This window comes from Accumulibacter sp., assembly GCF_029255125.1.
Classification (GTDB): Bacteria; Pseudomonadota; Gammaproteobacteria; order Burkholderiales; family Rhodocyclaceae; genus Accumulibacter.
This window is the reverse complement of record NZ_JAPUVR010000105.1, coordinates 22370-48400: the sequence shown is the minus strand read 5'-3', so window position 1 is coordinate 48400 and position 26031 is coordinate 22370. Positions and strand designations below refer to the sequence as shown.

At 62.9% G+C, this 26031-nt stretch carries 21 protein-coding genes; 5 read left to right on the top strand and 16 right to left on the bottom strand.

Annotation, left to right across the window (positions count from 1 at the left end; translation table 11 throughout):
- Positions 1-69: 69 nt before the first annotated feature.
- The 15 genes from clpB to Q1L59_RS10665 all read right to left on the bottom strand — a co-directional run bounded on the left by clpB (position 70) and on the right by Q1L59_RS10665 (position 20780).
- Entirely contained in the window at positions 70-2649 is a 2580-nt protein-coding gene (gene clpB, locus Q1L59_RS10735; protein WP_300332046.1) for an ATP-dependent chaperone ClpB, read from the bottom strand.
- An 83-nt stretch (positions 2650-2732) separates the two neighbouring features.
- Entirely contained in the window at positions 2733-3185 is a 453-nt protein-coding gene (locus Q1L59_RS10730; RefSeq protein ID WP_300332045.1) for a molybdenum cofactor biosynthesis protein MoaE, read from the bottom strand.
- A gap of 1 nt (position 3186) precedes the next feature.
- Entirely contained in the window at positions 3187-3438 is a 252-nt protein-coding gene (moaD, locus tag Q1L59_RS10725) for a molybdopterin converting factor subunit 1 (RefSeq protein WP_300332043.1), read from the bottom strand.
- A gap of 37 nt (positions 3439-3475) precedes the next feature.
- Entirely contained in the window at positions 3476-3997 is a 522-nt protein-coding gene (mobB, locus tag Q1L59_RS10720; RefSeq protein ID WP_300332042.1) for a molybdopterin-guanine dinucleotide biosynthesis protein B, read from the bottom strand.
- Complete coding sequence (locus tag Q1L59_RS10715; RefSeq protein WP_300332040.1) at positions 3994-5331, bottom strand: hypothetical protein; 1338 nt, start codon at positions 5329-5331, stop codon at positions 3994-3996. The genes mobB and Q1L59_RS10715 overlap by 4 nt, the downstream gene beginning before the upstream one ends.
- A gap of 5 nt (positions 5332-5336) precedes the next feature.
- Complete coding sequence (locus Q1L59_RS10710; RefSeq protein ID WP_300332039.1) at positions 5337-7301, bottom strand: ATP-dependent DNA helicase; 1965 nt, start codon at positions 7299-7301, stop codon at positions 5337-5339.
- Positions 7302-7493: 192 nt separating this feature from the next.
- A complete protein-coding gene (locus Q1L59_RS10705; protein ID WP_300332037.1) occupies positions 7494-8252 on the bottom strand; it encodes a serine protease in 759 nt (252 codons plus the stop codon).
- 68 nt (positions 8253-8320) lie between these two features.
- Positions 8321-9235: a transglycosylase SLT domain-containing protein gene (locus tag Q1L59_RS10700; RefSeq protein WP_300332035.1), complete on the bottom strand. Its 915-nt coding sequence runs from the start codon at positions 9233-9235 to the stop codon at positions 8321-8323.
- 66 nt (positions 9236-9301) lie between these two features.
- Entirely contained in the window at positions 9302-10582 is a 1281-nt protein-coding gene (locus Q1L59_RS10695; protein ID WP_300332033.1) for a nucleotide sugar dehydrogenase, read from the bottom strand.
- Between the two features lie 71 nt (positions 10583-10653).
- Positions 10654-13440, bottom strand: coding sequence for an XrtA/PEP-CTERM system TPR-repeat protein PrsT (gene prsT / locus Q1L59_RS10690; protein ID WP_300332031.1), 2787 nt, complete (start codon positions 13438-13440; stop codon positions 10654-10656).
- 37 nt (positions 13441-13477) lie between these two features.
- Entirely contained in the window at positions 13478-14836 is a 1359-nt protein-coding gene (gene prsR, locus Q1L59_RS10685; RefSeq protein ID WP_300332029.1) for a PEP-CTERM-box response regulator transcription factor, read from the bottom strand.
- Positions 14833-16932, bottom strand: a complete 2100-nt coding sequence (prsK, locus tag Q1L59_RS10680) for an XrtA/PEP-CTERM system histidine kinase PrsK (RefSeq protein WP_300332027.1) — start codon at positions 16930-16932, stop codon at positions 14833-14835. The genes prsR and prsK overlap by 4 nt, the downstream gene beginning before the upstream one ends.
- Positions 16933-17010: 78 nt before the next feature.
- Complete coding sequence (locus Q1L59_RS10675; RefSeq protein ID WP_300332025.1) at positions 17011-18393, bottom strand: TIGR03013 family XrtA/PEP-CTERM system glycosyltransferase; 1383 nt, start codon at positions 18391-18393, stop codon at positions 17011-17013.
- A gap of 966 nt (positions 18394-19359) precedes the next feature.
- On the bottom strand, positions 19360-20217 hold the full coding sequence (locus Q1L59_RS10670; protein ID WP_366145647.1) for an inositol monophosphatase family protein: 858 nt from the start codon (positions 20215-20217) through the stop codon (positions 19360-19362).
- Positions 20214-20780: a thioredoxin family protein gene (locus Q1L59_RS10665; protein ID WP_300332022.1), complete on the bottom strand. Its 567-nt coding sequence runs from the start codon at positions 20778-20780 to the stop codon at positions 20214-20216. The genes Q1L59_RS10670 and Q1L59_RS10665 overlap by 4 nt, the downstream gene beginning before the upstream one ends.
- 78 nt (positions 20781-20858) lie before the next feature.
- Between Q1L59_RS10665 and Q1L59_RS10660 the strand changes: the two genes are divergently transcribed.
- The 4 genes from Q1L59_RS10660 (at position 20859) to Q1L59_RS10645 (ending at position 25002) form a co-directional block, all read left to right on the top strand.
- Positions 20859-21629: a 16S rRNA (uracil(1498)-N(3))-methyltransferase gene (locus tag Q1L59_RS10660; RefSeq protein WP_300332019.1), complete on the top strand. Its 771-nt coding sequence runs from the start codon at positions 20859-20861 to the stop codon at positions 21627-21629.
- Positions 21622-23322, top strand: a complete 1701-nt coding sequence (pap, locus tag Q1L59_RS10655; RefSeq protein WP_300332017.1) for a polyphosphate:AMP phosphotransferase — start codon at positions 21622-21624, stop codon at positions 23320-23322. The genes Q1L59_RS10660 and pap overlap by 8 nt, the downstream gene beginning before the upstream one ends.
- Positions 23323-23346: 24 nt before the next feature.
- Positions 23347-24666: an amino-acid N-acetyltransferase gene (gene argA / locus Q1L59_RS10650; RefSeq protein ID WP_300332014.1), complete on the top strand. Its 1320-nt coding sequence runs from the start codon at positions 23347-23349 to the stop codon at positions 24664-24666.
- A 66-nt stretch (positions 24667-24732) separates the two neighbouring features.
- Positions 24733-25002, top strand: a complete 270-nt coding sequence (locus Q1L59_RS10645) for an oxidative damage protection protein (protein ID WP_300332012.1) — start codon at positions 24733-24735, stop codon at positions 25000-25002.
- Between the two features lie 322 nt (positions 25003-25324).
- Here the strand turns inward: Q1L59_RS10645 and Q1L59_RS10640 are convergent, their stop codons facing one another.
- Positions 25325-25504 carry a hypothetical protein gene (locus Q1L59_RS10640; protein WP_300332009.1) on the bottom strand — a complete coding sequence of 60 codons (180 nt, stop codon included), beginning with the start codon at positions 25502-25504 and terminating at the stop codon, positions 25325-25327.
- Here Q1L59_RS10640 and Q1L59_RS10635 point away from each other — a divergent pair.
- On the top strand, positions 25503-26018 hold the full coding sequence (locus tag Q1L59_RS10635) for a hypothetical protein (RefSeq protein WP_300332006.1): 516 nt from the start codon (positions 25503-25505) through the stop codon (positions 26016-26018). The two genes, Q1L59_RS10640 and Q1L59_RS10635, sit on opposite strands and share 2 nt — an antisense overlap.
- The last annotated feature ends 13 nt before the right edge of the window (positions 26019-26031 follow it).

Genomic DNA, 26031 nt, shown 5'->3' with positions numbered 1-26031 from the left:
GTTGCTCGTCGCGCCAAGCGCGCCACGGTCGATTATACCGACTGTTCGGCGACCCTGGCGCGGCCTTGGTCAGGCTTTCTCGAAGCGCATGCTGCCGCCGCTGCTGGCGATGCGTATCGTTTCGCCGGCGGCAAAACGCCCTTCGAGGATCGCGCGCGCCAAGGGGTCTTCAATTTGCGATTGGATCGCCCGCTTCAATGGGCGCGCGCCATAGACCGGATCGAAACCGGCGCTCGCGACTTCGGCCAAAGCGCTGTCGCTGATTTCGAGCGACAGGTCGAGCTGGGCCAGACGCTGCTTCAGGTAAGCGAGCTGGATCGTGGCGATTGAACGGATGTGCTGCTCGTCGAGCGCATGGAAGACGATCACTTCGTCGATGCGATTGATGAACTCGGGCCGGAAGCTGGTCTTCACTTCGCCCATCACCGCCAGCTTGACGAGCTGGTAGTCGTCGCCGGCCATCTGCTGGATCATCTGGCTGCCGAGGTTCGAGGTCATCACGATAACCGTGTTCTTGAAGTCGACCGTCCGTCCGTGACCGTCGGTCATGCGGCCGTCGTCGAGCACCTGGAGCAGGACGTTGAAGACATCCTGGTGCGCTTTTTCCACTTCGTCGAGCAGAACGACCGAGTAGGGCTTGCGGCGCACCGCTTCGGTCAGGTAGCCGCCTTCTTCGTAGCCGACATAGCCCGGTGGTGCGCCGATCAGGCGCGACACCGAGTGCTTCTCCATGAATTCGCTCATGTCGACGCGGATCATGTGTTCGTCCGAGTCGAACAGGAAAGCGGCCAGCGCCTTGCACAGTTCGGTCTTGCCGACACCGGTCGGGCCGAGAAAGAGGAAGGATCCGTACGGTCGGTTCGGATCGGCCAGCCCGGCGCGTGAACGACGAATCGCGTTGGCCACCAAGCGTACCGCTTCGTCCTGGCCGACGACGCGCTGGTGGATTCGCTCCTCCATCTGCAGCAGCTTCTCACGCTCGCCCTGCATCATCTTGGCGACTGGAATCCCGGTCGCACGCGAGACGACTTCGGCGACTTCCTCGGTGCCGACCTCGGTACGCAGGAGCCGGTTCGGCCGCTGCCCACCGTCCGGCTTTTCAGCGGCGCTCAGTTGCGCTTCGAGCTGCGGCAGACGGCCGTACTGGATTTCCGCCACCTTGTCCCACTTGTTGTCGCGTTGCAGGTGCGCAAGCTCCAGCTTCAGCTTGTCGATTTCCTCCTTGATCTGCGCGCTACCCTGGACCTGTGCCTTTTCCGCTTTCCAGATTTCGTCCAGGTCGCTGTATTCGCGCTCGAGCTTGACGAGTTCTTCCTCGATCAGGTGCATGCGCTTCTTCGAGGCTTCGTCGCGCTCCTTGCGCACCGCTTCGCGCTCGATCTTGAGCTGGATCATCCGCCGATCCAGCTTGTCCATCGCCTCCGGCTTGGAGTCGATCTCCATCTTGATCCGCGCTGCCGCTTCGTCGATCAGATCGATCGCCTTGTCGGGCAGGAAGCGGTCGGTGATGTAGCGCTGCGAGAGCTCGGCCGCGGCGACGATCGCCGGATCGGTGATGTCGACTCCGTGGTGCAGCTCGTACTTCTCGCGCAGGCCACGCAGGATGGCGATCGTCGATTCGACCGTCGGTTCGTCGACCAGGACCTTCTGGAAACGCCGCTCGAGCGCCGCGTCCTTTTCGATGTACTTGCGGTACTCGTCGAGCGTTGTTGCGCCGACGCAATGCAGATCACCGCGCGCCAGCGCCGGCTTCAGCATGTTGCCGGCGTCGATCGCGCCCTCCGCCTTGCCGGCGCCGACCATGGTGTGCAGTTCGTCGATGAAGACGATGATCCGGCCTTCGTCCTGGGCGATTTCCTTGAGCACGGCTTTCAGCCGCTCCTCGAACTCGCCGCGATACTTGGCGCCGGCGAGCAGTGCCGCCATGTCGAGGCTGAGCACCTTCTTGCCTTTCAGCGTTTCAGGGACTTCACCATTGACGATACGCTGCGCCAGACCTTCGACGATCGCCGTCTTGCCCACTCCTGGTTCACCGATCAGTACCGGGTTGTTCTTCGTCCGCCGCTGGAGAATCTGGATGGTCCGCCGAATTTCGTCGTCGCGCCCGATGACCGGGTCGAGCTTGCCCAGGCGTGCGCGTTCGGTAAGGTCGATGCAGTACTTGCTGAGCGATTGGCGCTGCCCTTCAGCCTCCTGGTTGTCGATGGATTGCCCGCCGCGCACTGCGCTGATCGCCTGTTCGAGCGCCTGCCTGACCAGTCCGTGCTGTTTTGCCAGACGGCCGCATTCGCCCTTGTCGTCGCACAGCGCGAGCAGAAATAGCTCGGAGGCGATGAACTGGTCGCCCCGCTTCTGTGCTTCGCGCTCGGTCAGGTTGAGCAGATTGCTCAGATCGCGACCGATCTGAACTTCGCCGCCATGCCCCTGGACTTTCGGCAGCCGGCCAACGGCCTGGCTCAGCGATGCTCGCAACGGCGGCACATTGACCCCGGCGCGCGCCAACAGTGAAGCGGTTGCTGCGTCGTCCTGTTGCAGCAAGGCGAGCAGCAGATGCTGCGGCTCGATCATCTGGTTGTCTTGCCCGATGGCGAGGCTTTGGGCATCGGCCAGGGCTTGCTGGAATTTGCTGGTCAGCTTGTCGAAACGCATGGTCTTGTCCTTGCGGGAAGTCGGTGAGATGGCGCAGAAATGGGGACGTTCTGCGCCAAGTCAACGACCCGCTGTTCGCTCGCTCAAGGTCGCCAGCGCTCGCTCGCCTGCTCGTCGGCCTGGCGCGCTTCGACCCAGCGCGCTCCGCTCGGCGTGACCTCGCGCTTCCAGAACGGGGCGCGTGTCTTCAGGTCATCGATGATGAACTCGCAGGCGGCGAAAGCGTCGCCACGATGCTCAGTGGCGACGGCGACCAGGACGATCTGATCGCTGGGCCGTAGCCGGCCGACGCGGTGTACGACCCGTGCGTCGATGATCTGCCAGCGTTGCGCTGCCTGGTCGACAATCACCTGGAGTGCCTTTTCGGTCATCCCGGGATAGTGTTCCAGGGTCAGTTCGCTGACTTCGCTGTGCTCGCTGATGTCTCGTACAAGACCGACGAAACAGGCGATGGCACCGATCTGCGGCCGGTTGCGGCGGATTGCCGCGAGTTCTGTGGCGACCTCGAAATCATTCTCCTGCACGCGGACTTGCATTTCAGCCTCCGGTCACCGGGGGGAAGAAGGCAAGTTCCTCGTCGCCGCGCAAAGGACAATCGAAGCGAGCCATTTCCTGGTTGACCGCACAGCGCAGGTTCCGGGCACGTCGCAGTTGTTGCCATTTGCCACCGCGTGCGGCGAGGAAGTCGAGCAGACCTGCGACATCGCCAACACCGGCCGGCAGGGGCAGTTCTTCCTGGCTCGTCGCAAGCTGCTCGCGCAGCCCGGCAAAATAGAGAATCCTCAGCATTCGTCCTTGCCTCCTTGCTCGTTTGTGCGCACTGTCCTCAGTCGATCGCCATGGCCAGTGGCATAGCGCGGGCGAGAATGTAGCGCGCGATCGTCGGTGCGTCGTTGACATCCAGCCAGGCGACTCCTGCCCGCAGGTTACCGGGCGGAGGGCTGTCCGAGGCGACGGCGACGATCTGAGCGTCGTCGGGCCACAAGGGCGGCTGACCCGTCACCGGTCGATGGACTTCCAGCTTGGGTATGGCCTCCTTCTTGAAACCTTCGACCAGGACGAGATCGCACGGCGCAAAGCGCGCGACGTATTCGCTCAGCGTCGGTTCGGGCGCTGCGCGCAACTCCTTCAACAGGACCCAGCGGGCGCTGCCCGCCAGCAGGACCTCGTGCGCGCCCGCCTGCCGATGACGGTATGAATCCTTGCCTGGCCGGTCGATGTCGAAGTCGTGGTGGGTGTGCTTGAGCACCGAAACGCGCAGGCCGTGCGCGGTCAACAGGGGCAACGTGTTTTCGATCAGGCTCGTCTTGCCCGAACCCGAGTAGCCGGCGATGCCGAAAAGCTTCATGTGCGGCTGTCCTTTCTGCTGGACCCGGCGAGCGGGAAGACGGCAGCAAAGCCGCCGCCCGGCGTCCGGAAGTTCGTCGTCTGCCCGCGATAGAGGCGTGCCGCAACGAGTTGGACGTGCCCCTGATAAACGTAGTTGCGCAGATCGATCCTGAAGTGCTCGGCCACGCCGTCGGCAGCCACCTGCCGCTCGGGCGCCGCGACGACTTCCTGTGCGACGTAGCCGCCGTGCGCAACGATCTCGCCGAAAACGCGGCGCGTCAACTTGTCGCCGCGATACGCCGCCTTGCTGCCGAAGCCGGCCGCCGGTTTGAAGAACCATTGACGGCGACTGCGCCAGAAGGCTTCGGCGTTGTCTGGCCGGACCGCTGCGGTCTGAGGAATGGTCGCCGCCAGGATTTCGCGATCGTCGTCGGCGACCCCGATTCGTTCCAGCCAGTCGCTGTCGGCGAGCGCTACGAGGTTTCGCTTGTCGGCAAACAGCGCGTGGCTTTGCGGATGCGGCGTGAGGACGATGGCATCGGCCAGATAGGCCGCACGCAACACGGCATGCTGCGGGTCGTGCAGGACGAAGTCGGTCAGCCGGTTGTAGACCAGGTCGATCCGGTCGCCGCGACAACTCAGGCGTTGCCCGTCAAAAGACAATTCACGCGGGTCGGCAATGAGCGCGGCGATGCCATGCGCCTCGAAGAAATGCCGGAACAGCTCGAACTCCGGCGCCAGGTATTGTGCCGCCGGCTCTCGATCAACGATGGCGATTCGGCGCAACGGGCGCCCCTCGCCTCCTGGCTGAGCAAGTCGCCATTCCTCGCGGAACATGGCAATGAAGACCGCTTCGATCCGGGCGGCGGCCGCGTGCATCGTGGTGGGCGCGCATGGGTCGGCGGGCGGGCTGGCGAGCAGGAGGGTGTTGAGGAGTGGGCCGCCGGCATTCGTGTTGATTTCGATCAGCCGGGGGCCGTTCGTCGTCAGATGAAAGTCGTAACCGAGGAACACTCCGGCGCAGCGCGGGGGATGCTGGGCAATCGGCATTGCATGAGCCAGCACGCGCTGGCGAAACGCCGGCAGCACTGCAACGTGCTCGACGGCAGCAACCGTGCGCGCCATCAGTCGGAGGTGTTCGCTGCTAGCATGCACCGTGCTGTCGGCAAAGAGATTGGCGCGCGTTGCGTAGCGCGGGTCGGCGCGCAGTGCGTGTTGGCCGGCTGCTCGCTCGAGGCGCAGGAAATCGGGCTCGCCGCCGAGTCGGTGCGGGCTTGGCCGCGCAAAGTCGGGTCGGGCCGGGCCGTCAGCCGGATGCGCTACGCCTAATGCCGGGCAGATTTCGTTGTTCATGCGCTTCAGTGGGCTTCCTGGTCGGTGAAGAAAGCAACGGCCTCGGACAGCTCGCGCGTCCTGCGCATCGGTGGCAGGCTGCGCCAGATGCGCTTGCCGTAATGCTTGCCGATCATCCGCGGATCACAGATCATCAAGACGCCGCGGTCGGTTTCGTCGCGTATCAGCCGTCCTGCGCCCTGCTTGACGTTGATCACGGTGCGCGGCAACTGGTATTCGAGGAAAGGGTTGCGACCTTCGCGTCGGAGCTTGTCGATTCGCGCCGAGAGTACCGGATCGTCCGGCGGCGCGAAGGGAAGCTTGTCGATGACCACCAGTGAAAGCGCCTGGCCACGCACGTCTACCCCTTCCCAGAAACTCTGGCTACCGATCAGGATGGCGTTGCCCAGACGCCGGAAGCGCTCGAGCAGTTCGTTCTTGCTCTGCTCGCCTTGCAGCAGCAAGGGCAGGTCGAGTCCGGCGCGGCTCAATTCGCTGAGCAGCAATTCGTGCACTTGACGCATGGCGCGCAGCGAGGTGCACAGGAAGAAGGCGCGTCCCTGGCTCGCTTCGACGAGCGGGAATGCGGCGCGAACCACGGCCGCGCAGTAGTCGCTGGTATTGGGCTCGGGCAGATTCATCGGCGCATAGAGCAGCGCTTGCCGCGGGTAGTCGAAAGGGCTTTCCCAACGGGCCGATTGCGCATCGGTCAGGCCCATTTCGCGGCAGTAGTGGGTGAGATCATTTTGCACGGCGAGCGTTGCCGAGGTGAACACCCAGGCGCGTGGTCGTCCGCTCATCTGCTTCTGCATGATGTCGGCGATCACCAGTGGTGTCGCGTTGAGCTGCAGCGCGTGTGTATAGGTCTCTGCCCAGCGCACCTTGTCGTGGCTGTCGCCGGCCTGCCAGTTGCGCAGGCGAATGAGCAGATCGGTGGCGCGCTGCCAGCAGTTCATCAGCCCGTCGCTGCGCTCGGCCTGGGTGGCGAGGAGGCGGGTCAGCGCTTCCAGTGCTTCGAGTACAGCCGAAAGCGCCGTGGCGAATGTCGGGCGGCCGGCAAGCTGCGCCAACGCATGCCGCGCCGGCTCGACGGGCAGGCTCAGACGCCAGTCCTTGGCGAGCTTGTCGAGGCTGGTACAGTGCGCGGGAAGATCAAGGCAGTCACGTGCGCCCGCTGCCGCCTCGAGCCGGGTGTCGCGCGCCAGCTCGACCAGCTGCGCCGTGGACACGCTTTCGCCGAAGAACAGGCTGGCGACTTCCGGCAACTGGTGCGCTTCATCGAAGATTACCGTGTTGCACGCCGGCAGCAGCTCGGCCGAACCCTCGTCGCGCAACATGACGTCGGCGAAAAATAAGTGATGATTGACCACCACCAGATCGGCTGCCATCGCCTCGCGGCGCGCGGCGAGGACGAAGCACTCCTTGTGATGCGGGCAGTCCTGCCCGAGGCAGTTGTCGCGCGTCGAGGTCAACAGGCTCCAGACGACGGCACTCTCGGGAACATCCGGACATTCCGCCTTGTCGCCGGAAACGGTCCGTTTGGCGAAACGGGCAACGCTCTGTGCATACGCAGCATCTTCGCGCGAAAGAAAGCGGCCCTCGGCAAGGGCGCGTGCCAGGTGGTAGTGGCAGACGTAGTTGGCGCGGCCCTTGAGCAGCGCAACCTTGGCCGACGAAGCAAGCGCTCGGCGGATGGTCGGAATGTCGCGCGTGAAGAGTTGATCCTGGAGGTTCTTGGTACCGGTTGAAACGATCACCTTGCCGCCCGAAAGGAGAGCGGGGACGAGGTAAGCGTAAGTCTTTCCGGTTCCCGTTCCCGCCTCGGCGACCAGCACGCGGTGTTCGGCGATCGCTGCGGCGATACACTCCGCTAACTCGATCTGCTGACGGCGCAGGCGGTAGCCGGGGATGCCCGCGGCGAGCGGGCCATCGGCAGAAAAGGTGTCGGCCAGCAAAGTGGTGTTGTGCAGTTCGTCGAAGTCACCCGGCATGCTACCAGATGCGAGCGCCAGCGACCGACCGCCAAGGCGAGCGGCGGGAAATTATCCGCTCGACGGGAGCGCACGTCGCTTGCCAGGGAAGCGCGCGCTGCCGCCCATGTCGGCCGGGTTTTCGTCTCTTCTGCGCGTCTTGTCCAGCCTGTCGGCAAGCCGCGGCGCGCCCTGCCACCCGATTGCGATCGCTCAGTTGGCGACCTGGCGCAACAGCTCGCGCAGGAAGTGCACCGGGATGGCAAAGCTAATTCCGGATGGCTTGCTGAGCGTCGATTCCTTCCGATCCTTGACGAAAACCATGTTGATGATGCCGATGACCTCGCCGCGGCTCATTTCGTAGAGCGGGCCGCCGCTGTTCCCTGGGTAGGCGGTTGCGTCAAGCTGATAGATGTCGAAACTACCGTCCCTGATTTGCCGCACAAGCTTCGCGTTGAGTTGCCCGGCGTTGGCTCCGGGCAGGGCAATTGGCGTGATCGAAGAGATGATGCCGCGATGCGTCACTGGCGACAGGCCGAGCACTCCGCCGATCGGAAAGCCGGTAAAGGCGACCGCTTGTCCTTCCCGCACCGGGCCCGAGCTGTGCAGCTCGAGCGCCGGTAGTGGGCTGCCGTCGATCCGCAAGAGGGCCAGGTCATGCGCCTGGTCGATGACGCTGACCCGGGCTGCCCGCTGTTGCGTTACGCGCGCCGGAGTCTGTGCGAGGATGACCAGCATTTGCCCGGCTGCAATATCGGTCAGTTCGGCCAGGACGTGAGCATTGGTTGCAACGTGTCTGCCATCGCCGACGACGAAGCCCGTGCCGCGCATGACAAACTGTGGGCTGCGCGTTGCCTGATAGGTGCCGATGGCGACGATCGAGGGTTTGGTTCGTTCGATGATTTGCGGCAGGTCGGTGTCGGCGAAGGCCAATCGGGCGAGCGCGAGGAGCAGCAGCCAAACGAAGCCCAACCGGCGCTGCTGTCGCCGGTGCGCGAAGGTCAACTCGGACCGGCGAGCTTGCGTCGCTGTTTGGATGCCTAGGATCCTTTCAGCAAACGGATGCGCGGCAACTCGGGTGAGGGGTTGGTTACCCGAGCGTCGTAGGGATGGTCGTCGCGTCGGAAAAGGCTGATGATCCGCTTGACGTAGCCACGCGTCTCGGCATACGGAGGTACGCCGCGATAGCGGTTTACGGCGCCCTCGCCGGCATTGTAGGCGGCGGCCACCAGGCTGACATCGCCTTCGAAATAGGCCAGAAGCCAACGCAGGTAGGCCAGTCCGCCACGCAGATTCTGCTCGGGGTCGAAAGGCTTTTTCACGTTGAAACGCGCCGAGGTATCGGGAATCAGCTGCATCAGACCCTGTGCATTCTTATTCGACAAGGCCTGGGAATTGAAGTTTGATTCAGTCTGAATCACCGCCAAAGCGAGACGTGGGCTGACGCCGTATTCCGGCGCCAACTGGTTGACCAGACCGATCACCTTCTTCTGTGCCTCACTGGTAGGCAGCACCGGTTCGGCCGGGATCTCGGGCATCTCCGGTGGTCGCATGCACTCCGGTGTGGTGGTTGTCGGGCTGCCGACGAAACGGCTCATGCGTGCTGCGTGTGGGTGTCCCTGCTTTGCGGCAAGGGCAAAGAAGTACGCGGCACGTGCATCATCACGTTCCACGCCGCGCCCGTTGGCGTACATCCAACCAAGATTGAACTGCGCTTCGGCGTCGCCCAGGCGGGCGCCATCGCAATACAGCTTGGCTGCTCGCGCGTAGTCCTTGGGCACGCCTTCTCCGTGCTCGTAGCTCAGCGCCTCCTTGCGCAGGGCGGCGAGGCGCTCGGCGTCGGCTTCTGTGCGCACGTTGTCGGCGGCGGCCAGCGGTAGCGCTGCGGCAAGCAGGAGGCTGCCAACGAGAACGGCGCGGCGGGCTGGCAAAGAGGATGAAAACGGGAGCTTCATGGGAACCGATCAGCAGGGAGCACAAGAGTGTCCGGAAAAAGTGTTCGCAGTGCGCCTTGCGTCGTCCTAGAGGCGCCACACGCTGATGCCGTGCGCGGCCAGCGACTCTTCATTGAACATGCTCTTGACGTCGGTGAGAACGCCATTCGCCTGCAGCTTGTCGGCAAAATCAGCCAACGGGCGCTCCTTGAACTGGCGATGCGCTACCGCAGCAACGATCGCCGCTGCGCGCGGCAACTGCTCCCAGGCAACGAGCTCGACGCCGTATTCATGGCGCGCCTCGTCGCGATCAGCCACCGGCTCGTGCACGATGACCCGCGCGCCGTACGACTCCAACTCGCGGATCACGTCGATCACTCGTGAATTGCGCAGATCGGGGCAGTCTTCCTTGAAGGTCAGCCCGAGAACGATGATCGGTGCGTTCTTGACCTGCCAGCCGTTGCGAATCATCTGCTTGACGGTACGCTCGGCAATGAACTTGCCCATTCCGTCGTTGATTCGGCGGCCCGCGTTGATCACCTCCGGGTGATAACCCAGCATTTCCGCCTTGTGCGTCAGATAGTAGGGATCGACCCCGATGCAATGGCCGCCGACCAGTCCCGGCCGGAAAGGCAGGAAGTTCCACTTGCTGCCGGCGGCTTCCAGCACCTCCAGCGTGTCAATGCCGATGCGATCAAAGATGATGGCCAGTTCGTTCATCAACGCAATGTTAAGATCGCGTTGGGTGTTCTCGATCACCTTGGCCGCTTCAGCAACCTTGATGCTCGACGCCGAATACACGCCCGCCTTGATAATGCTGGCGTACATGGCGCGGACTCGTTCAAGCGTTTCCGGGGTGTCGCCAGAAACCACCTTGACAATCTTCGTCAGCGTTCGCTCCTTGTCGCCCGGGTTGATCCTTTCCGGCGAGTAGCCGACGAAGAAATCCTGTTTCCATTTCATTCCCGAGAACTTCTCGATGATCGGGATGCAGATTTCCTCGGTTGCCCCCGGGTAGACGGTCGACTCGAAAACGATTGTCGCTCCCTTCTTGAGGTATCTGCCGACGGCTTCCGACGACCCGGCGAGCGGGCTGAAATCGGGTTGGTGCGCCTGGTCGACCGGAGTCGGTACGGCGACGATGACGAAATCGGCTTCCGCCAGCGCCTGCGGGTCGGTGCCTACCTCAAGATAGGTCGCCGCGGCGAGGTCGTCACTGCTGACTTCGCCGGTCGGATCGACTTTACGACGGTAGCAGGCAATCTTGCTTTCCGACAGATCAAAACCGATCGTTCGGCGCGTCTTGCCGAACTCGACAGCCAGTGGCAATCCCACGTAACCTAGACCCACTACCGCGACTATCGTCATAAATCATCTACCTTTCAATATCTTATGTTTCTTGGGTGGCGCCGTTTCGAGGTGCGTAGAGCCTTGGCGGCCTACAGCCCTTGCATGAGCTGATTGACCTCGGCCTGTTGCGGGAATTTGTCGCCGAGTCTGGCCAGCTGGTCGAGTTCGCTCTTGGCTGCGTTCTTCTGGCCCGCCTTGAGCAGGGCTCTGGCGTAGTTCAGACGAATCTGCTGGGCCTCAGGCGTCTTCTCGAGTGCCTTCTTGAATAGCTCGATGGCGCGCGTAGTCTCCCCCTTGTCGGTCAGGAGAACCGCCAGCGTGTCCATCAGGGCAGGCTGGTCGGGGGCGAGCTTGTTAGCCTTTTCGGCGTATTCGAGCGCCTTCGGATCCTTGATCTGGCCACTTGCCCAGGCCAGGTTGTTGAGGACGGCTGGCGTGTTGGGCTGCAGTTCAAGCACGTTGCGGTAGTACCTCGCGGCGCTTGCGTAGTCCTTGCGCAGGCCGGCGTCCTCGGCCAGGTAGAGCCTGTAGCTGGCATCCTTGGGATGCTCCTTCAGCCATGCTTCGGCCAGTTTGTCGGCTGCTGCCGGGCTGTTGGCGGAGCGCTGGGCGGCGTGCAGCCTGACCGCCAGCTCAGTCGAATCGGGAACGGCTTTGAGACCTTTGGTATACGCGGCGATGGCTTCCGGCCACGCCTTCTTCGTTGCCTGAGCATCACCCTCGAAACGGTAGCCGATCGCCTCCTTGGGCCTTTGGCGCTGGACCTCGTGGGCGATCGCCAAAGCCTCCTTGGTGCGGTTGCGGGAGATCTCGAGCATCATCAGTCCGCGCTGCGCTTCCAGCGAGTCAGGCTTGATCTTGAGCGCCTTATGCAAGCTCTGCTCGGCGGCGTCCTTGTTCTTTGTCGCCATTTCGACCTCAGCCATCCGCAGGTAGGGGACGGGGGAGTCGGCATTGATCGCAGCCAGCTTGCCCAGGGTTGCCAACGCCTGATTGTGATCGCCAGCCGCTTGTTGCGCACGAGCCGCCATGTCGAGGAGTTCCGGCTTGTCCGGGATAGCCGCGATCGCATCCTGAGCAGCCGACAGCGCACTCTTCATCTCCTTGCGCGACAGGTAGTGCGCAATCAGCGCCTGGCGGGCTGTCGTATCCGTCGGATTGGCGGCGATCGCCTTGCGGATCAGGGCCGCCACGTCTTCGGTGCTGCCGCCTGCGTTGGCGGCCATCTGGGCCAGTGCCAGGTGGGCCGACAGGTTTTTCGGGTCCTTGGCGAGCACAGATTCAAAACGCTTGCGGGCCGCTTCGGGGTTCTTCTCACTGAGGTCGAGCTTCGCCAGGTTGGCCGCCGCCGGGTAGTGCGCCGGATCGATCGTCAGAGCCTGCTCGAAGCTCTTGCGCGCGCCAGCGATGTCGCGCTTGCCGAGCAGCGCTGCGCCGCGCAGATTGTGCGGCAGCGGTTGATTGGGCTGCTTCTTCTCGAGCGCCGCAATCGCCTTGAGGGCTGCGTCGAACTCACGGCGCTGGATGTGGGCGGCGATCAGGGCCAGGTCGGCACGGCTCCCGGTGTCTGTTGCGGCGACCTCTTCGAGGTCACGGAAGGCACCTTCGGAATCACCTCGTGCCAGGTTGACCAGGGCTAATGAGGTCCGTTTGCCAGCATTTTTCGGATCGAGCGCAGCAGCTTTGGCGAAGTAGGTGCCCGCTTTCTCGACCTGCCCGGTCTGCATGAATACCTGCCCGGCCAGGGCGAGCATGTTGGAATCCTTGTCGATCTTGTCGAGCACGGGTTCGAGCACGGCTTGCGCCTTCATCGGTTGGCCGGCCCGCAGGTAGTTACCAATCAGCAAGCGGCGCGCAATGCCAAGCTCGGGCGTCTTGGACACCGCTTTCACCAGATAGGCTTCCGCTTGCGGATAGGCCTTCAGCTCGTACTCGATGGCGCCGGCGAGTTGCAGCCCAAGCGGGCTTTCGGGAACCAGCCTGAGCATCATCTGTATGGTCTCGCGCGCCTTTGGCAAATCCTTTTTCTGGTAGGCCAGGAGGGCGCTCTGGTAAAGCGTTCGCGGGTGGTTGGGGGCCACCTGCTTCATTGCTTCGACCTGCTTGTTGGCGTCCTCGATGTTGCCGGTAGACAGGAGCTGCCCGACGATCCTCGAATGTGCCGCGAGATGGTCGGGCTTCGCTTCGACAGCCTTCCGGAAGGCTTGCAGGGCTCCCTCCGGATTCCCCTGCACGTTCAGCAACTCGCCCTTGAGCAGCCACGCTTCGTAGAGTTTTGGCGACTTTTCCAGGGCCGATTCAAGGAGTACGAGCGCTCCCTGAAAGTCGTTGCGGCTGGCCTTCAGTCTTGCCTCACCGAGTACGGCAGGCGGATAGTCGGGTTGCGCGGCAAGGGCAGCAGTGAATGCGGCCTCAGCCAGTTCGAGCTTGCCCTGCATCATGTACGCCTGACCGATCGACGCCTGCAGGTCGGCCTTGGCCGCCGGCGTGGTCAGTTCCGTCTTGCTCAGATCCTTGCTCACCTTCTCGGCCTGACCGAGGGCCAGCAAGGTGCGCGCCAGCAGCGGAACCACCTGTTCGGCCGGATGGCCGAGGTTTTCCGCCTTGCGCAATTCGACTTCGGCACCCGTCGGATCGCCGGTATCGAGCAACGCCTTGCCGAGCAGGAAACGCGCTTCGGCTAGATCCGGGTTCTTCTGCAAGGCATTCTTCAACTGGATGACGGCGCCCTTCGGATCGTTCTTCGCCAAGTAGTCCTTGGCCGACGCCATTACGCTATCCGGGCTATTGCTGCCGCACCCCGCCACGAGAAGCGCCGCCAGAATTGCCGAAACGCCAGTGTGGCGCAACGCACGCAGCGAGTTACGAGTATTCATCAGGCCTCCAGCCAGAGAATCAACTTCGAGAGAAAAGTCACTTCAAACCAAATCGATGCATCATGTCGTAGAGCGTCGGCCGGCTGACGCCAAGCAGTTCTGCCGCTTTTACGACATTGCCGTCTGCGCGCGCCAGCGCGGTGATGATCACCCGGCGCTCGGCGTCGTCGCGCGCATGGCGCAGATCGAGTACGGCCTTTTCGTTTCCCGGCCCGCTGGCCAAACCCAGATCGGCCGCCGTAATCTGGTTGCCATCGGCCATGATCACGGCGCGTTTGATGCAGTTTTCCAGCTCGCGCACATTTCCTGGCCATTTGTGCGCCTCGATCGCATGCAGCGCGTCCTCGCGCAGGGAAAGCCCGCCGCGGTTCTGCTCCTCGGCGAAACGACGGACAAACGCGTGTGCCAGCAAAACTGCGTCGCCTGACCGCGCACGCAGAGGCGGAATGGTAACAACGATTTCCGCCAGCCGGTAGTACAGGTCCTCGCGGAAGCGGCCGTCGTTGATCAGCGATTTCAGATCCTGGTGCGTCGCGCAGACGATGCGGACGTTCACCGGAATCTCCTGCCGCCCTCCGATCCTTTCGATGACGCGCTCCTGCAGGAAGCGCAACAGCTTCGCCTGCAGAGCGTGGGGCAAGTCGCCGATCTCGTCGAGCATCAAGGTTCCCTTGTTGGCCGTCTCGATCTTGCCGATGGTCGTTTTCGCGGCACCGGTGAAAGCGCCTCTCTCGTAGCCGAAAAGCTCACTTTCCAGGAGGTTGTCGGGGATCGCCGCACAATTTATCGCGATGAATCGCTCGCGGCTGCGTGGTGACAAGTCATGCACACCGCGCGCCAGGAGTTCCTTGCCCGTGCCGCTTTCGCCAAGCAGCAACACGGTTGCGTCGGTGACGGCGACTCGCTCGATGGTTCGACAAACGCGCAACAAGTCCGGGTCGCGGGTGATCAGGCCGGACAGGAAGTCGGGCTGCTGCATCGCCTGCAATCGCCTGAGTTCCTGCTGCAACTCGTGCAGGCGGTAGGCGCGTTGCAGCGTCAGGCCGAGCATTTCGACTTCAAAGGGCTTGGCGAAAAAGTCATAGGCGCCCAGGGCAACGGCGCGCAAGGCGTTCGCGCGATCGTTCTGCCCGGTAAGTACGATGATCTTGGTATCGGGCGCCGTACTGAGGATCTCGTCAAGCAGTTTGAATCCCTCGGAAACCGAATCCGGGTCCGGCGGGAGCCCGAGGTCCATCGTGATCACCGGCGGTTGGTAACGGCGCATCTGGACGAGCGCACTCTCACGATCGTCAGCGGTTATCGTCTCATACTGGTCGAAGGCCCAGCGAAGCTGTTTCTGCAGGGCCCGATCATCTTCGACGATCAGTAGATAGGGTTGCTTCTCGGCGCTCATGCGTGGTCTCTCGATGACGCTTGTGACTGGACCTGCTCGTCGGTGTCGACCAGGGGCAGGAGAAGATCCACCTGAGTACCTACGTTGACCGCACTGTCTACAGTGAGTTTGCCCCCGAGTTCATGAACGTACTGGAAACTCTCGTAGGCACCGATCCCCATGCCCGTCGGCTTGGTCGTCTGGAACGGCTTGAACAGACGCTCGCGGACGAAGTCCGGGCTCATTCCATGGCCGGTGTCGCCGACCTCGACGAGCGCGTGCGCTCCCTCGCGGGCCAATCGGACCCACACCTGGCCGCCGCCTGCGTCGGTCGCGTCCAGGGCGTTCTGCACCAGGTGGCCGATGACGCGTTCAATCCGATCCTCGTGCCCGCGCGCGATCGGGCGATCCTCGATGGTCAGGTCGACAGTCCGACCCTGGCCCGCCTTGGCAGCCTGGACACGCCGCACGACATCGGCCAGATCGACTCCGCGCGGTCCGTCGAGCGGCGTTGCTTCCTGGCGCAACTGCATCATCAACTGCCGCATGCGCTCGACCGAGTGCTGTACGGTCATCAGCATGTCCTCCTGAAACTCGGGGTTACCCCGATGGCGCTCGGCATTCTTGAGCATCAGCGACAACTGTGCGACGACGTTCTTGAGATCGTGTACCACGAATGCCGACATCCGGTTGAAGGAATCGAACTTGCGTGCTTCAAGGAGCGCTTCGCTCGCCTGCATCTGGCCGAGAAAAGCGCCAGCCTGTCTGCCGGCGGTCTTCAGCAGATCGTTCACCTCCCAATTCACGTCAATCCGCGTCCGGGCGGTAGTCAGGACAACGAATCCGATCAGATCGACGCCTGCGGTCAAGGGGACGATCAGCCAGGCGTCGGGCATTTCGACCAACCATGACGGAAGTGCCAAGCCGTCGTAGCGGCGCGGTAGCGAGCGATACTCCTCCATGTTGATGACCCAGCCGCTTTCGACCAGAAAGCGGCATAGGGGGCCGCCCTGATCCTCGGTTGCCGAAAGGTTGGGGACGTTCCAGCAGGCGGTCTGGGCGAAGAAGCGCTCGTTTGGATCCTGTAGCCAGAGCGCTCCGCCAGGGCTCTCGACCATGTCGGCGAGGCCGCGCACGACATGCTGCCCGAGACCGGTAAACCCACCTTGAATCGACAGCGTCTGGGTGAAGCGAAGCCACTCTTCCCGGTAGTCGTAGCGGTAGGAAAAGAAGTGCTTGCCCACCAGAACCTTCAGCGTAGCGCGCATCGAGCCTGAGACGGTGAGGGCAGCGAGAATGAGCAGCGCAGCAAAGACGAACGCTGCTTGCAGGGCGCGTCCCCATTCGCCGCCGAAGAGGCGAACATAGTAGCCCGCCGACGCCATGAAAAGCAGGTAGAGACCGACGATGACCAGGGTTGCCGACTGCAGCGCGGCGCGGCGCGACATGACCAGTTTTCTCTTCCACGAGTGGCTGCGGGTTGCCGAGAGGACTGCGACCGACAAGCCGAGCGCGTGAGCAAACCCGCGCGCACTGGCGGCGTCCGGGTCTATCCGATTGAACAGCAGCGCATCCGAGTAGAGGTAGAGGTCGAACGCGAAAACTGCCCCGAGTCCGATGCACAAGGGTTTGATGCTCCAGCGCGACTCCGGTGCGACGTTGCGGAAGAGCTGTTCGATGAGAACGAGCCCGAAAACGCTCATCGCCAGTGACGAAAAGAGAACGAGGCGTTGTGCCGGGACAAACAGGCTGACGCTGAACAGATAGAGCGCCTGCCCACCGACACCGACCGCGAAGAGCAGCAGCGCGAGCCCGCGCAGCCAGGCGAAACGCTCGGGAAAGCGCCGCTCCTCGGCCGTTTCGGGGGTGATCAGCAAGAGGAGGAAGGCGTACCAGCCGGCGAAACGGAACGGATCGATCAGGACATGGCCGGCCAGGAAAAGCATCTGGCCGGTCAGCGAGAACGCCAATCCGAGTACGGCCCAGACGGTGGAGATAGCGACGGCGACAAACATCGTCCGGCTGCGCCGCCCGGCGCGCCAGGTGGAGGCAAGGTAGAGCGTCAGGAAAGCCGCCGCTGCCGACGCCAGTCCGTAGCTCCACGCATGGATGAGCATCAATTTTCCGTCCATCACCGCCGACAGACCTCCGAAATTCTCATCTGTCCGCGCAAGTCATGATTACGCCGGACTTTGTCACTGGGCGCCTTTGCCGCTGAGCACGACGCCGACTGTTTGAAAGAGAACAACTATATCAAGAAAAAGAGTGTGGTTCTTGACGTAGTACAAGTCGTACTGAGTTTTCTGAATCGAGTCATCAACCGTCGAACCGTAGTGGTAGCGTACTTGCGCCCAGCCGGTGATGCCTGGTTTCATGCTGTGGCGAACGGCGTAGAACGGGATGTCGCGGGTCAGCTTATCGACAAAGTATGGACGCTCAGGCCGCGGACCGACAAGGCTCATGTCGCCGGTGAGCACACTGTAGAGCTGCGGCAGTTCGTCGATCCGGACTTTCCGGATGAAGCGACCGACACGTGTGACGCGATCGTCGTTGGCGGTCGCCCAGCGCGGTGTTCCGTCGCTTTCGGCGTCGTTGCGCATGCTGCGAAACTTGACGACCTTGAACAGACGGCCGCCGAGACCGACGCGCTCCTGGCGGTAGAAAATGGGGAAGCCGTCTTCGACCAGCACCATGACCGCGGTGATCAGCATGATGGGCAGCGCGAGCAGCAAGAGAATCGACGCCACGATGATGTCGAACAAGCGTTTGACGGCGGCTCGCCGCCAGTTTTGCCGGAAGCCATCACCGAAGATCAGCCAGCCCACACGCAGCGAGTCGAGTCTGATCTGTCCGAGCGCCCGCTCGAAATAAGTAGGCAGGTCGAGTACCTTGACGCCGGACAACTTGCAATCCAGCAGTTCGCGCAAAGGGAGTGCTCCGCCCCGCCGCTCGCGCACGGCGACGATGATCTCGTGTACCTTGAGCGAATGCGCGGTGTCGAGCAGCGAAACTTCGCGCGGCAGGATCTCGCGCGGCGGAACTGCCGGCTCGGCGTCCGACGGACAGGGGTAAAAGCCGACGATCTGGATGTCCGGGTCGGATTCGCGCAGCACGCGGCTGACGTGCTCCGCCTCATCGCCAACGCCGAAAACCAATACCCGGTGGCTCATCAGCGAGCCCGTCCGGTGGTGCGCCGAATAGACGCGATGCACGAGTGTGGCGAAGAGTGCCGACAGGCCTGAGAGCAGCATGAAGCCGCGATCGACTTCGGCAACCGAAACCATCGAGAATGCGACGTAGGCAAGCGGTATGGCTAGGTAGAGTGAGAGAACGGCACGTGCTTGTGTTTCGGTCCGGGTGCGGCAGTGCACGCGCTGATAAAACCCCAACCACGCATTGATAGCCGTCATTGTAAGCGCGAAGGTCACTGCATAGAAAGCGACCTTGTCGAGCCCGAACTCGCGGCTGCGCTCGATCCACAGCGCAGCCAGCAGAACACAGGCAACCGGGAAGACCAGATCGATGCCGACTTGAGCAACAGTCTTCCGGTGAAACCAATGATTGAACACCTTAATCACGATCGACCCCTCGCAAGCATACGCTGCCTACCGCCTTCGACTACCTTGCTGCTGGCCATGGATCCCGCGATCCCCCACGCTGGCAAGGCAACGGCAAACCTCGGAGACGAAGGCTATCATCGCGATTGCTGGCAAGCCGTGAACAAATGCACGCTGCGCATGGAAGATGGCAGGTGCTTCGTTCTCGAGCTGCGCGTGCGGCTTGCGTTCCTGTCCCGGGAGGACGGTATGCGACTCGGAGCGAGCTGGGAATGACCAGGGGAAGAGACGGCTGGACGACTGCAAGCGATTCTACTATGGCCGGCGGGCTATTGGGAATCGCGCCGGCTGGCGTCGATCGCGAGCGCTCGTTCGGATTGCCATCTACCGGTGCACGACACGGCATGGCGACGACCAACTGGCGCCCAGCAAGGTCGGGTGCTGGCGCGAACCGGCTGCGTGTTGAACGACTCAGCGCGCGGCCCCGAACGGTCGCCGATGACGCCGGCGGGGTGTGCGTGTGGAGCGATGGCGATGATCGCCTCGCGCTCGTGGGCACTCCGGCGCGTCGGCCGGGCCGCTTACCCGTGCTATCCGGCGCCGAGTCGGGAAGTGGTCGACATGGCGCGCCGCAGCGGGCTCAACGGGATGGCTCGTCCGGCTGGTCGGAAGCTTGGCGACGCCAATCGCGCAGCGTCTCCGGCCTCTTCAGCGGTGGCGTTCGGTCGTTGTAACGATCGCGCAGGAGCGGGATCGCCGCACCGAGAACGAATACCAAGCAGAGGGCAAGGACGCTCCAGAGCGCCGTCATCACTGGCCTCGCCGGTGCGTGTGACGACGCATCGTTCGTCCAGCCGGGCGGAGCAGCGCGTTCAGGCCTTGCCCAGGATGTCCATGTCTGCGCTGCCTGGATTCCCCATTCTGCCGAACGCGGCAGAATCGGCGCCGCCTCGTGCAGGCGGGCAGCAGAACGCTTGCCGGTGGCATTCAGGTGTTCTGCCGGACCCAGTCGCGCCAGGCGACGAAGACTTCCGGATTCAGTGCGGCGATCACCGGGCGACGCCAGACCTCCTCCGCATCATAGTCGTCTTCGGTGAGCGTACACATCTGCCCGCCGGCCTCGCGCAGTATCAGGCTGCCGGCGGCGTAGTCCCAGAGCATCTGGCCGCCATGCAGGTAGAGGTCGAGGCGGCCGGCGGCCAGGTTGCACCAGTCGAGCGTCGAACTGCCGAAGTTGCGCTGCGAAAAAAACGGCGGGCTGACGGCAATCCGGTCGGCGAGCTGTTTCGGGATGCGCTTGAAATCCACGCCGCCGACGGCGCGCCGGATGTCGCCTGTCACCTCACGCAACGGCAGGCGGCGGCCGTTGAGGTAGGCGCCGTTGCCCTCGCGGGCATAAAACATCTCGTCCGTGATCGGATTGAAGGTTACTGCCAGGCGGGTCCGTCCCTGCCGTATCCAGGCGATGGAGACGGCAAAGCAAGGCAGACCGTTGATGAAATTGGTCGTCCCGTCAATCGGATCGATGCACCAGACGCCGAGCTGGTCCTGGCTGCCATTGTGCCAGCCGGCCTGTTGCGCTGCCGGCGGCATTTCCTCGCCGATCACCGGACACGGACAGACTTCCTGCAGACGGCCATGAAGGAACTGTTCGGCGGCCAGATCCGCCTCGGAACAGAGGGAACCATCGTCCTTGCGCTGCCCGTGACTGACGCGCAAAAAGCGTGGCATGATCTCGCGCTGCGCCACTTCGCGCACCAAGGCAACGGTTGCGTCGAGCATCCGTTTGAGTTCACCATCGGTCACCAGGGTGGCCACTTGCGAATTGGCGTTCAGCGCATTCATGCAGGCTCGCCGCCAGCTCGCCACTTGATCGAACAACCGATGCTGGCATTCTGCTCGCGCGGTCCGCCGCCGGTTTCGGCGATCAGGCGCATCGCCTCGACGAGTTCACGGCGGCAGCCAGCCGGCGCCGGAAGGCGCCCGCTGGCGTCGAGGCGGCCGCGATACTGGAGCTTCAGGTCGGCGTTGAAGCCAAAGAAGTCGGGTGTGCACACGGCGCCATACGCGCGCGCGACACGCTGCGTGTCGTCATGCAGGTAAGGAAACGGGAAGTCCATTTCACTGGCCACGCGTTGCATGTTGGCGAGGGAATCCTCCGGGTATTCGATGGCGTCGTTGCTCATCACGGCAGCAACGCCGAAGCCGAGTTTCTGCACCTCGCGCGCGTCGCAGCAGATGCGGTCGATTACCGCTTTGACATACGGGCAGTGGTTGCAGATGAACATCAGCAAGAGGCCACTCGGTCCGCGTAGCGAGGCCAGCGTGTGGCGCGTCCCACGGGTATCCGCGAGCTCGAAATCGACGGCTTGCCAGCCAAAGTTACAGACCGGTGCGCTGAGCGCCATGACCGCACTGCCTCCAAACAAACGACATCAGAACGACATCAAAACGACATCGGACAGGGAAACTCTTATAATACCACGGTGAGTGGCCCCCGCTTTTTTTGTCCTCCACCGCTGGCCGTTGGTGCGCACGTCGAAATGCCGGCGCAGGCCGCGCAGCACGCGGCAAGGGTTTTGCGGCTGCGTCGAGGCGACAGTTTGACCGTGTTCGACGGCACCGGCGGCGAGTATGATGCACGCATTGTCGGGGTCGGGCGTGTGCAACTGGTCGTCGAGTTGCGCACGTGGCTGCCGCGCGAGCGAGAGTCGCCTTTGGCGGTCACCCTTGTTCAGGCGCTGCAGACTGGCGCCAAGATGGATTTGACGGTGCAGAAGGCCGTCGAACTCGGTGTGACGCGCATCGTCCCCGTCGTCTCGCGGCGCAGCGCGGTTGCCCTTGCTGGCGAGCGTGCGGCCCGGCGCGTCGACCATTGGCAGGGTATCGTGCTCGCCGCGTGCGCGCAGTGCGGGCGCAACCGCGTGCCCGAGGTGGCGCTCCCGGAGCGTCTCGACGGTTGGCTCGCGCGCCTGGTCGATGACGGCGCCTTGCGTCTTGCGCTCAGTCCGGGAGCACCTTGTTCGTTGGCCTCGCTGCCCGGCCCGGCGCTTGCGCGGGCGGGTGGCAGGCTTGAGTTGCTGGTTGGCGCCGAGGGTGGTCTGGCGCCTGAGGAATCGAAACTGGCGGAGGTTGCCGGTTTCATTTCGGTGCGCTTGGGGCCGCGGATTCTGCGCACCGAGACGGCTGGCCTGGCTGCCCTAGCGGCAATCCAGTTTTTGTGGGGTGACTTGAAGGAGGAGACGACAGATGTTTGAATCGGCAGAATTGGGACACAAGATCGATAAGGAGACCTACCGCGCAGAAGAACCCAAGCTGCGCGCCGCATTGCTTGAGGCACAGCATCACTTGCGCGAGAACGGCACCTTTCCCGTCATCGTGCTGATCACCGGCGTCGACGGATCGGGCAAAGGCGAAACCATCAACACGCTTTACGAGTGGATGGACCCGCGCTATCTGTCCGCGCACGCCTTCTCGGAGCCGACCGCCGATGAACGTGCGCGTCCTTCGATGTGGCGCTACTGGCGCGCTCTGCCGCCCAAGGGCCGGGTCGGCATCTTCGTTGGCTCGTGGTACTCGCAGCCGATTACCGAACGCATCAACAACACGGTGTCGCGCAGCGATTTCGATCAGCGCATGGATCAGCTCAACCGCTTTGAGGCGATGCTGGTCAATGAAGGGGCACTCGTTCTCAAGTTCTGGGTGCACCTGTCGAAGGACGCTCAGCGCGAGCGCTTGAAGTCGATCGAAGCGAATCCGCTGACCCGTTGGCGAGTGACCAAAGCCAGTTGGGATCGCCTGAAGACCTATGACAAGCTGCAGGAAGTGGCGGGACATTTGCTGCGCACGACGAACACGCCATGGGCACCATGGATTATCGTCGAGGGGACCGACGACCGCTATCGCTCGCTGACCATCGGCAAGACGATCCTCGAATCGCTGCAGAAACGACTGGCGGACAAGCGCGAGCAGAGCTCGCCGGTTGCCCCGCCGGTGTCGCCGCGCATCGACAGCCTTGATGTGCTGAGTTCCCTCGACATGACGCAAAGTCTGGTCAAGAAGGAATACGAGAGCCAGCTCTCGGCCTGGCAAGGGCGTCTGGCTGAACTCCTGCGCCATCCCGAGTTCAGCAAGCGGGCGCTCATTCTTGCTTTTGAAGGATCGGACGCGGCCGGCAAGGGAGGCGCCATCCGGAGAATCATTTCGGCGATGGATGCGCGCCAATACCAGATCATTCCGATCGCCGCGCCGACCGAGGAGGAGCGTGCCCAGCCCTACCTCTGGCGCTTCTGGCGGCACATGCCGCGTCTGGGCCGGGTGGTCATCTTCGACCGCACGTGGTACGGTCGCGTCCTCGTCGAGCGGGTGGAAGGCTTTTGCAGTCAGGCCGACTGGTTGCGTGCGTATGCCGAGATCAATGATTTCGAGCACGATTTGTGGCGGGCCGGCGGCATCGTCGTCAAGTTCTGGCTGCAGATCAGCGACGACGAGCAACTCCGGCGCTTCGACGAGCGGGCCAAGGTCGAGCACAAACGCTTCAAGATCACGGAGGAGGACTGGCGCAACCGGGAGAAGGCGGGCGCCTATCACGAGGCAGTCTGCGACATGATCGATCGCACGAGTTCCGGTACGGCGCCGTGGATTCTGGTTGAAGCGAACGACAAGCTGTTTGCTCGTGTCAAGGTTCTGCGTACCCTGTGCGAACGCCTTGAAAAGGAACTGAAGGTCGATCCGCTGAAGCTGCCGCCGCTGCCCGCCAGCAAAGACGGCCGTGTCGAACCAGCCAAGGCGGATGAGGGCAAGGGGGCGAAAAGCGAAGAACCAGCCGATCCGGAAGCGGAGAAGGCCAAGGACGAAGCACACGAGGCGACGCGCGAGGCGAAGGGCGAGAAGGTCAAGGAGTCGAAGGCCGACAAGGTCAAGCACGCCAAGTCCGACAAAGGCAAGTAGCGATGGCTTTGTACGGGGTGTGCGATGCCTGAAGACTTGAGCTCCAACCCGTTTGTCGTCTGGTTTCGCTCGGTCGCCCCGTACGTCAACCTGTTTCGCGGCAAGACATTCCTCGTCGCCTTCGGCGGCAAGGCAATCGCCGGACAGCTGGCGCGCACGCTGGCCTACGACGTCAACTTGCTGGCTGCTTTGGGGGTACGCCTCGTGCTCGTGCACGGGGCGCGCCCGCAAATCGAGAAGCTGCTGCGCGAGCGCGGACTGGAATCGGTTTACCACGGCAACTACCGCGTTACCGACGCCGCCGCGCTCGGCTGCGTGATTGATGCCGTGGGCAGGATTTACGTCGAAATCGAGGCGCTGCTGTCACAGGGATTGGCTGATACGCCGATGGCCAACAGCACGATTCGGGTAGTTGGCGGAAACTTCATTACGGCGAAGCCGGTTGGCGTCGTCGACGGGGTCGATCTGCAGTATTCGGGTCAGGTGAGGAAGATCGACGGCGAGGGCATCCGCGCCCAGCTTGCCCTGGGCAACATCGTTCTCCTGTCGTGTATCGCCTCAAGCCGGACGGGCGAAATTTTCAATCTTCCGATGGAAGAGGTGGCTGAAACCGTGGCCACCGAGTTGCTTGCCGACAAGCTGATCTTTCTTACCGACAGTCGGGGTGCCAGCGATATCGACCGCGTGCTGCTCAAAGAGTTGACGGTAGAAGGGGCGCAACGGCTGATCAGCATTGGCGACTGGTTGTCGGCCGATCTGAAACGCTATCTGCCGCCTGCCGTACGCGCCAGTCGGGCTGGAGTCGGGCGGGTCCACCTGATCGGCTATGGCGAGGATGGCGCGCTGCTGCGCGAACTATTCACGCACGACGGCGTGGGCACGGTGATCACGCGCGAAGCGCTCGAGCAACTGCGCGAAGCGCGGCCCGACGACATTGGCGGTCTGGTCGCCCTGATCGAGCCGCTCGAGGAGATCGGCGCGCTGGTACGTCGTTCGCGCGAGTTGCTCGAGCGCGAGATCAATCGCTTTTCCGTCGTTGAACACGACGGCATGATCGTCGGTTGTGCCGCGCTCTATCCGTATGGGGAAGACCAGGCTGAGCTTGCCTGCCTGGCGGTTCATGCTCACTATCGGCGTTGGGGCTATGGCGCGCTCCTGATGAAGCGGATTGAGGCGCGCGCGCGCGCCGTTGGCGTCAGAAGCCTTTTCGTCCTGACCACGGTAACCTCGCATTGGTTCAAGGAGCGCGGTTTCGCGGTTCGTTCGGTTGATGATCTGCCGGTCGAGAAGCGCCTGGTCTACAATCTGCAGCGTCGATCGAGTGTTTTGGTGAAAGATCTGTAGCGGTGCGTGTGGCCGCCGTCGGTAGGCGGTCGGGTTGCCGTTGCAGCGGGATGAGGAGTCGGTGACATGACAAGAATGGTTGATTGCGTCAAGCTTGGCCGTCCGGCAGAAGGACTGGACCTGCCGCCCTATCCGGGCCAGCTCGGCAAGCGGATCTATGACAGCGTCTCGAAAGAGGCTTGGCAGCAGTGGGTGCGCATGCAGACGATGATCATTAACGAGAACCGCTTGAATCTGGCGGACGCCGCGCACCGGAAGTACCTGGCGGAACAGATGGAGCAGCACTTCTTCGGTAGCGGGGCAGATCGCGTGCAGGGTTACGTCCCGCCGACGTGAGCCTGGCCCAGCGTGCCTGCCGCCCGCTCGTCTTGCGCCGTCGGCCGTCGCCAAGCGTCGGTCGGCGGGCGCGCAAACGACGGATTTGCGCTGACCGCCGAGCCCGGCGCGATGCGACTTAGTACATTGCGGGCAGCGGCGATCCAGATAGAGAGCGATGGGTGGCCGACGTAAAGTGTGTCGAGTTTTTTTACAGTTGACCCGGGCGGCGCGCTCCCAGTGCATTCGACCCGATTGAGTTAACATCGAATGGGCTGTGTGGTGCGAATCTTGCTAATAGATCAACCATGGAAGTTTGCTTGCTGTCTTTGCCGAAAAGAGGTCAACACATGTTTTCCCAAATCCGTTCCCTGACCGCCTGTTTCGCTCTCGGGTTGCTGCTTTGCTCGGGAGCTGCCGTCGCCTCGCCGGTCGTCACCGCGACTTCTGCGAGCGGTTTGCCGGGCAGTACCGTGACCACGACGATGCGCATCGTGCCGGATTCTCCAGCCAGCGTGGACATGGGCTCGCTCATTGGCTGGAACCTGGTGCTGAACTGGGGCGCTGCCCCGCTGAGCTTTGATCCAGCCAGTTCCACGTTGAGGTTTGGCGCCGATGCACCGATCGGACTGACCAGTTTTCTGGCCAGCTTGCCGCCGGATCTGACGGTTAACCATGACGCTTCAGGCGGCTTCTATCGGTTTGATTGGGCTGACCTGAATTCCGGGCTCGATCCGCAAACGCTCCTCAACCGCTTGGCGCAAGGTGTTTTGCTCTCGGCCTCGTTCAACATTCTCGCCAACGCGGCTCCCGGTAGCTACGAAATCGGCTTCGAGCAAGGGGCCGGTCCGTCGTCGCTGACCGATGCGGCTCTGACCGAGTTTCAGTACGCCTCGGTGACTTCGGGCGATCCGATGCGCGTCGTGGTCGAGCGTTCGCCCACCGTGCCGGAGCCTGGCGGCCTGAGTCTGATAGTTTGCGCGCTCGCTGTCGTGCTCGTTTCTGCACGGCGACGACGGGGTGGTGTTCCGCAGTGAGCCGATGAACAGA

Coding starts and splice junctions, on each gene's coding strand:
- prsT (WP_300332031.1), bottom strand. CDS start 13,440: ATGAATACTCGTAACTCGCTGCGTGCGTTGCGCCACACTGGCGTTTCG.
- Q1L59_RS10715 (WP_300332040.1), bottom strand. CDS start 5,331: ATGAACAACGAAATCTGCCCGGCATTAGGCGTAGCGCATCCGGCTGAC.
- Q1L59_RS10635 (WP_300332006.1), top strand. CDS start 25,503: ATGGGCTCGCTCATTGGCTGGAACCTGGTGCTGAACTGGGGCGCTGCC.
- Q1L59_RS10670 (WP_366145647.1), bottom strand. CDS start 20,217: ATGAATGCGCTGAACGCCAATTCGCAAGTGGCCACCCTGGTGACCGAT.
- Q1L59_RS10710 (WP_300332039.1), bottom strand. CDS start 7,301: ATGCCGGGTGACTTCGACGAACTGCACAACACCACTTTGCTGGCCGAC.
- Q1L59_RS10645 (WP_300332012.1), top strand. CDS start 24,733: ATGACAAGAATGGTTGATTGCGTCAAGCTTGGCCGTCCGGCAGAAGGA.
- clpB (WP_300332046.1), bottom strand. CDS start 2,649: ATGCGTTTCGACAAGCTGACCAGCAAATTCCAGCAAGCCCTGGCCGAT.
- argA (WP_300332014.1), top strand. CDS start 23,347: ATGCCTGAAGACTTGAGCTCCAACCCGTTTGTCGTCTGGTTTCGCTCG.
- pap (WP_300332017.1), top strand. CDS start 21,622: ATGTTTGAATCGGCAGAATTGGGACACAAGATCGATAAGGAGACCTAC.
- prsK (WP_300332027.1), bottom strand. CDS start 16,932: ATGCTCATCCATGCGTGGAGCTACGGACTGGCGTCGGCAGCGGCGGCT.
- Q1L59_RS10700 (WP_300332035.1), bottom strand. CDS start 9,235: ATGAAGCTCCCGTTTTCATCCTCTTTGCCAGCCCGCCGCGCCGTTCTC.
- Q1L59_RS10730 (WP_300332045.1), bottom strand. CDS start 3,185: ATGCAAGTCCGCGTGCAGGAGAATGATTTCGAGGTCGCCACAGAACTC.
- mobB (WP_300332042.1), bottom strand. CDS start 3,997: ATGAAGCTTTTCGGCATCGCCGGCTACTCGGGTTCGGGCAAGACGAGC.
- moaD (WP_300332043.1), bottom strand. CDS start 3,438: ATGCTGAGGATTCTCTATTTTGCCGGGCTGCGCGAGCAGCTTGCGACG.
- Q1L59_RS10640 (WP_300332009.1), bottom strand. CDS start 25,504: ATGTCCACGCTGGCTGGAGAATCCGGCACGATGCGCATCGTCGTGGTC.
- Q1L59_RS10665 (WP_300332022.1), bottom strand. CDS start 20,780: ATGGCGCTCAGCGCACCGGTCTGTAACTTTGGCTGGCAAGCCGTCGAT.
- prsR (WP_300332029.1), bottom strand. CDS start 14,836: ATGAGCGCCGAGAAGCAACCCTATCTACTGATCGTCGAAGATGATCGG.
- Q1L59_RS10695 (WP_300332033.1), bottom strand. CDS start 10,582: ATGACGATAGTCGCGGTAGTGGGTCTAGGTTACGTGGGATTGCCACTG.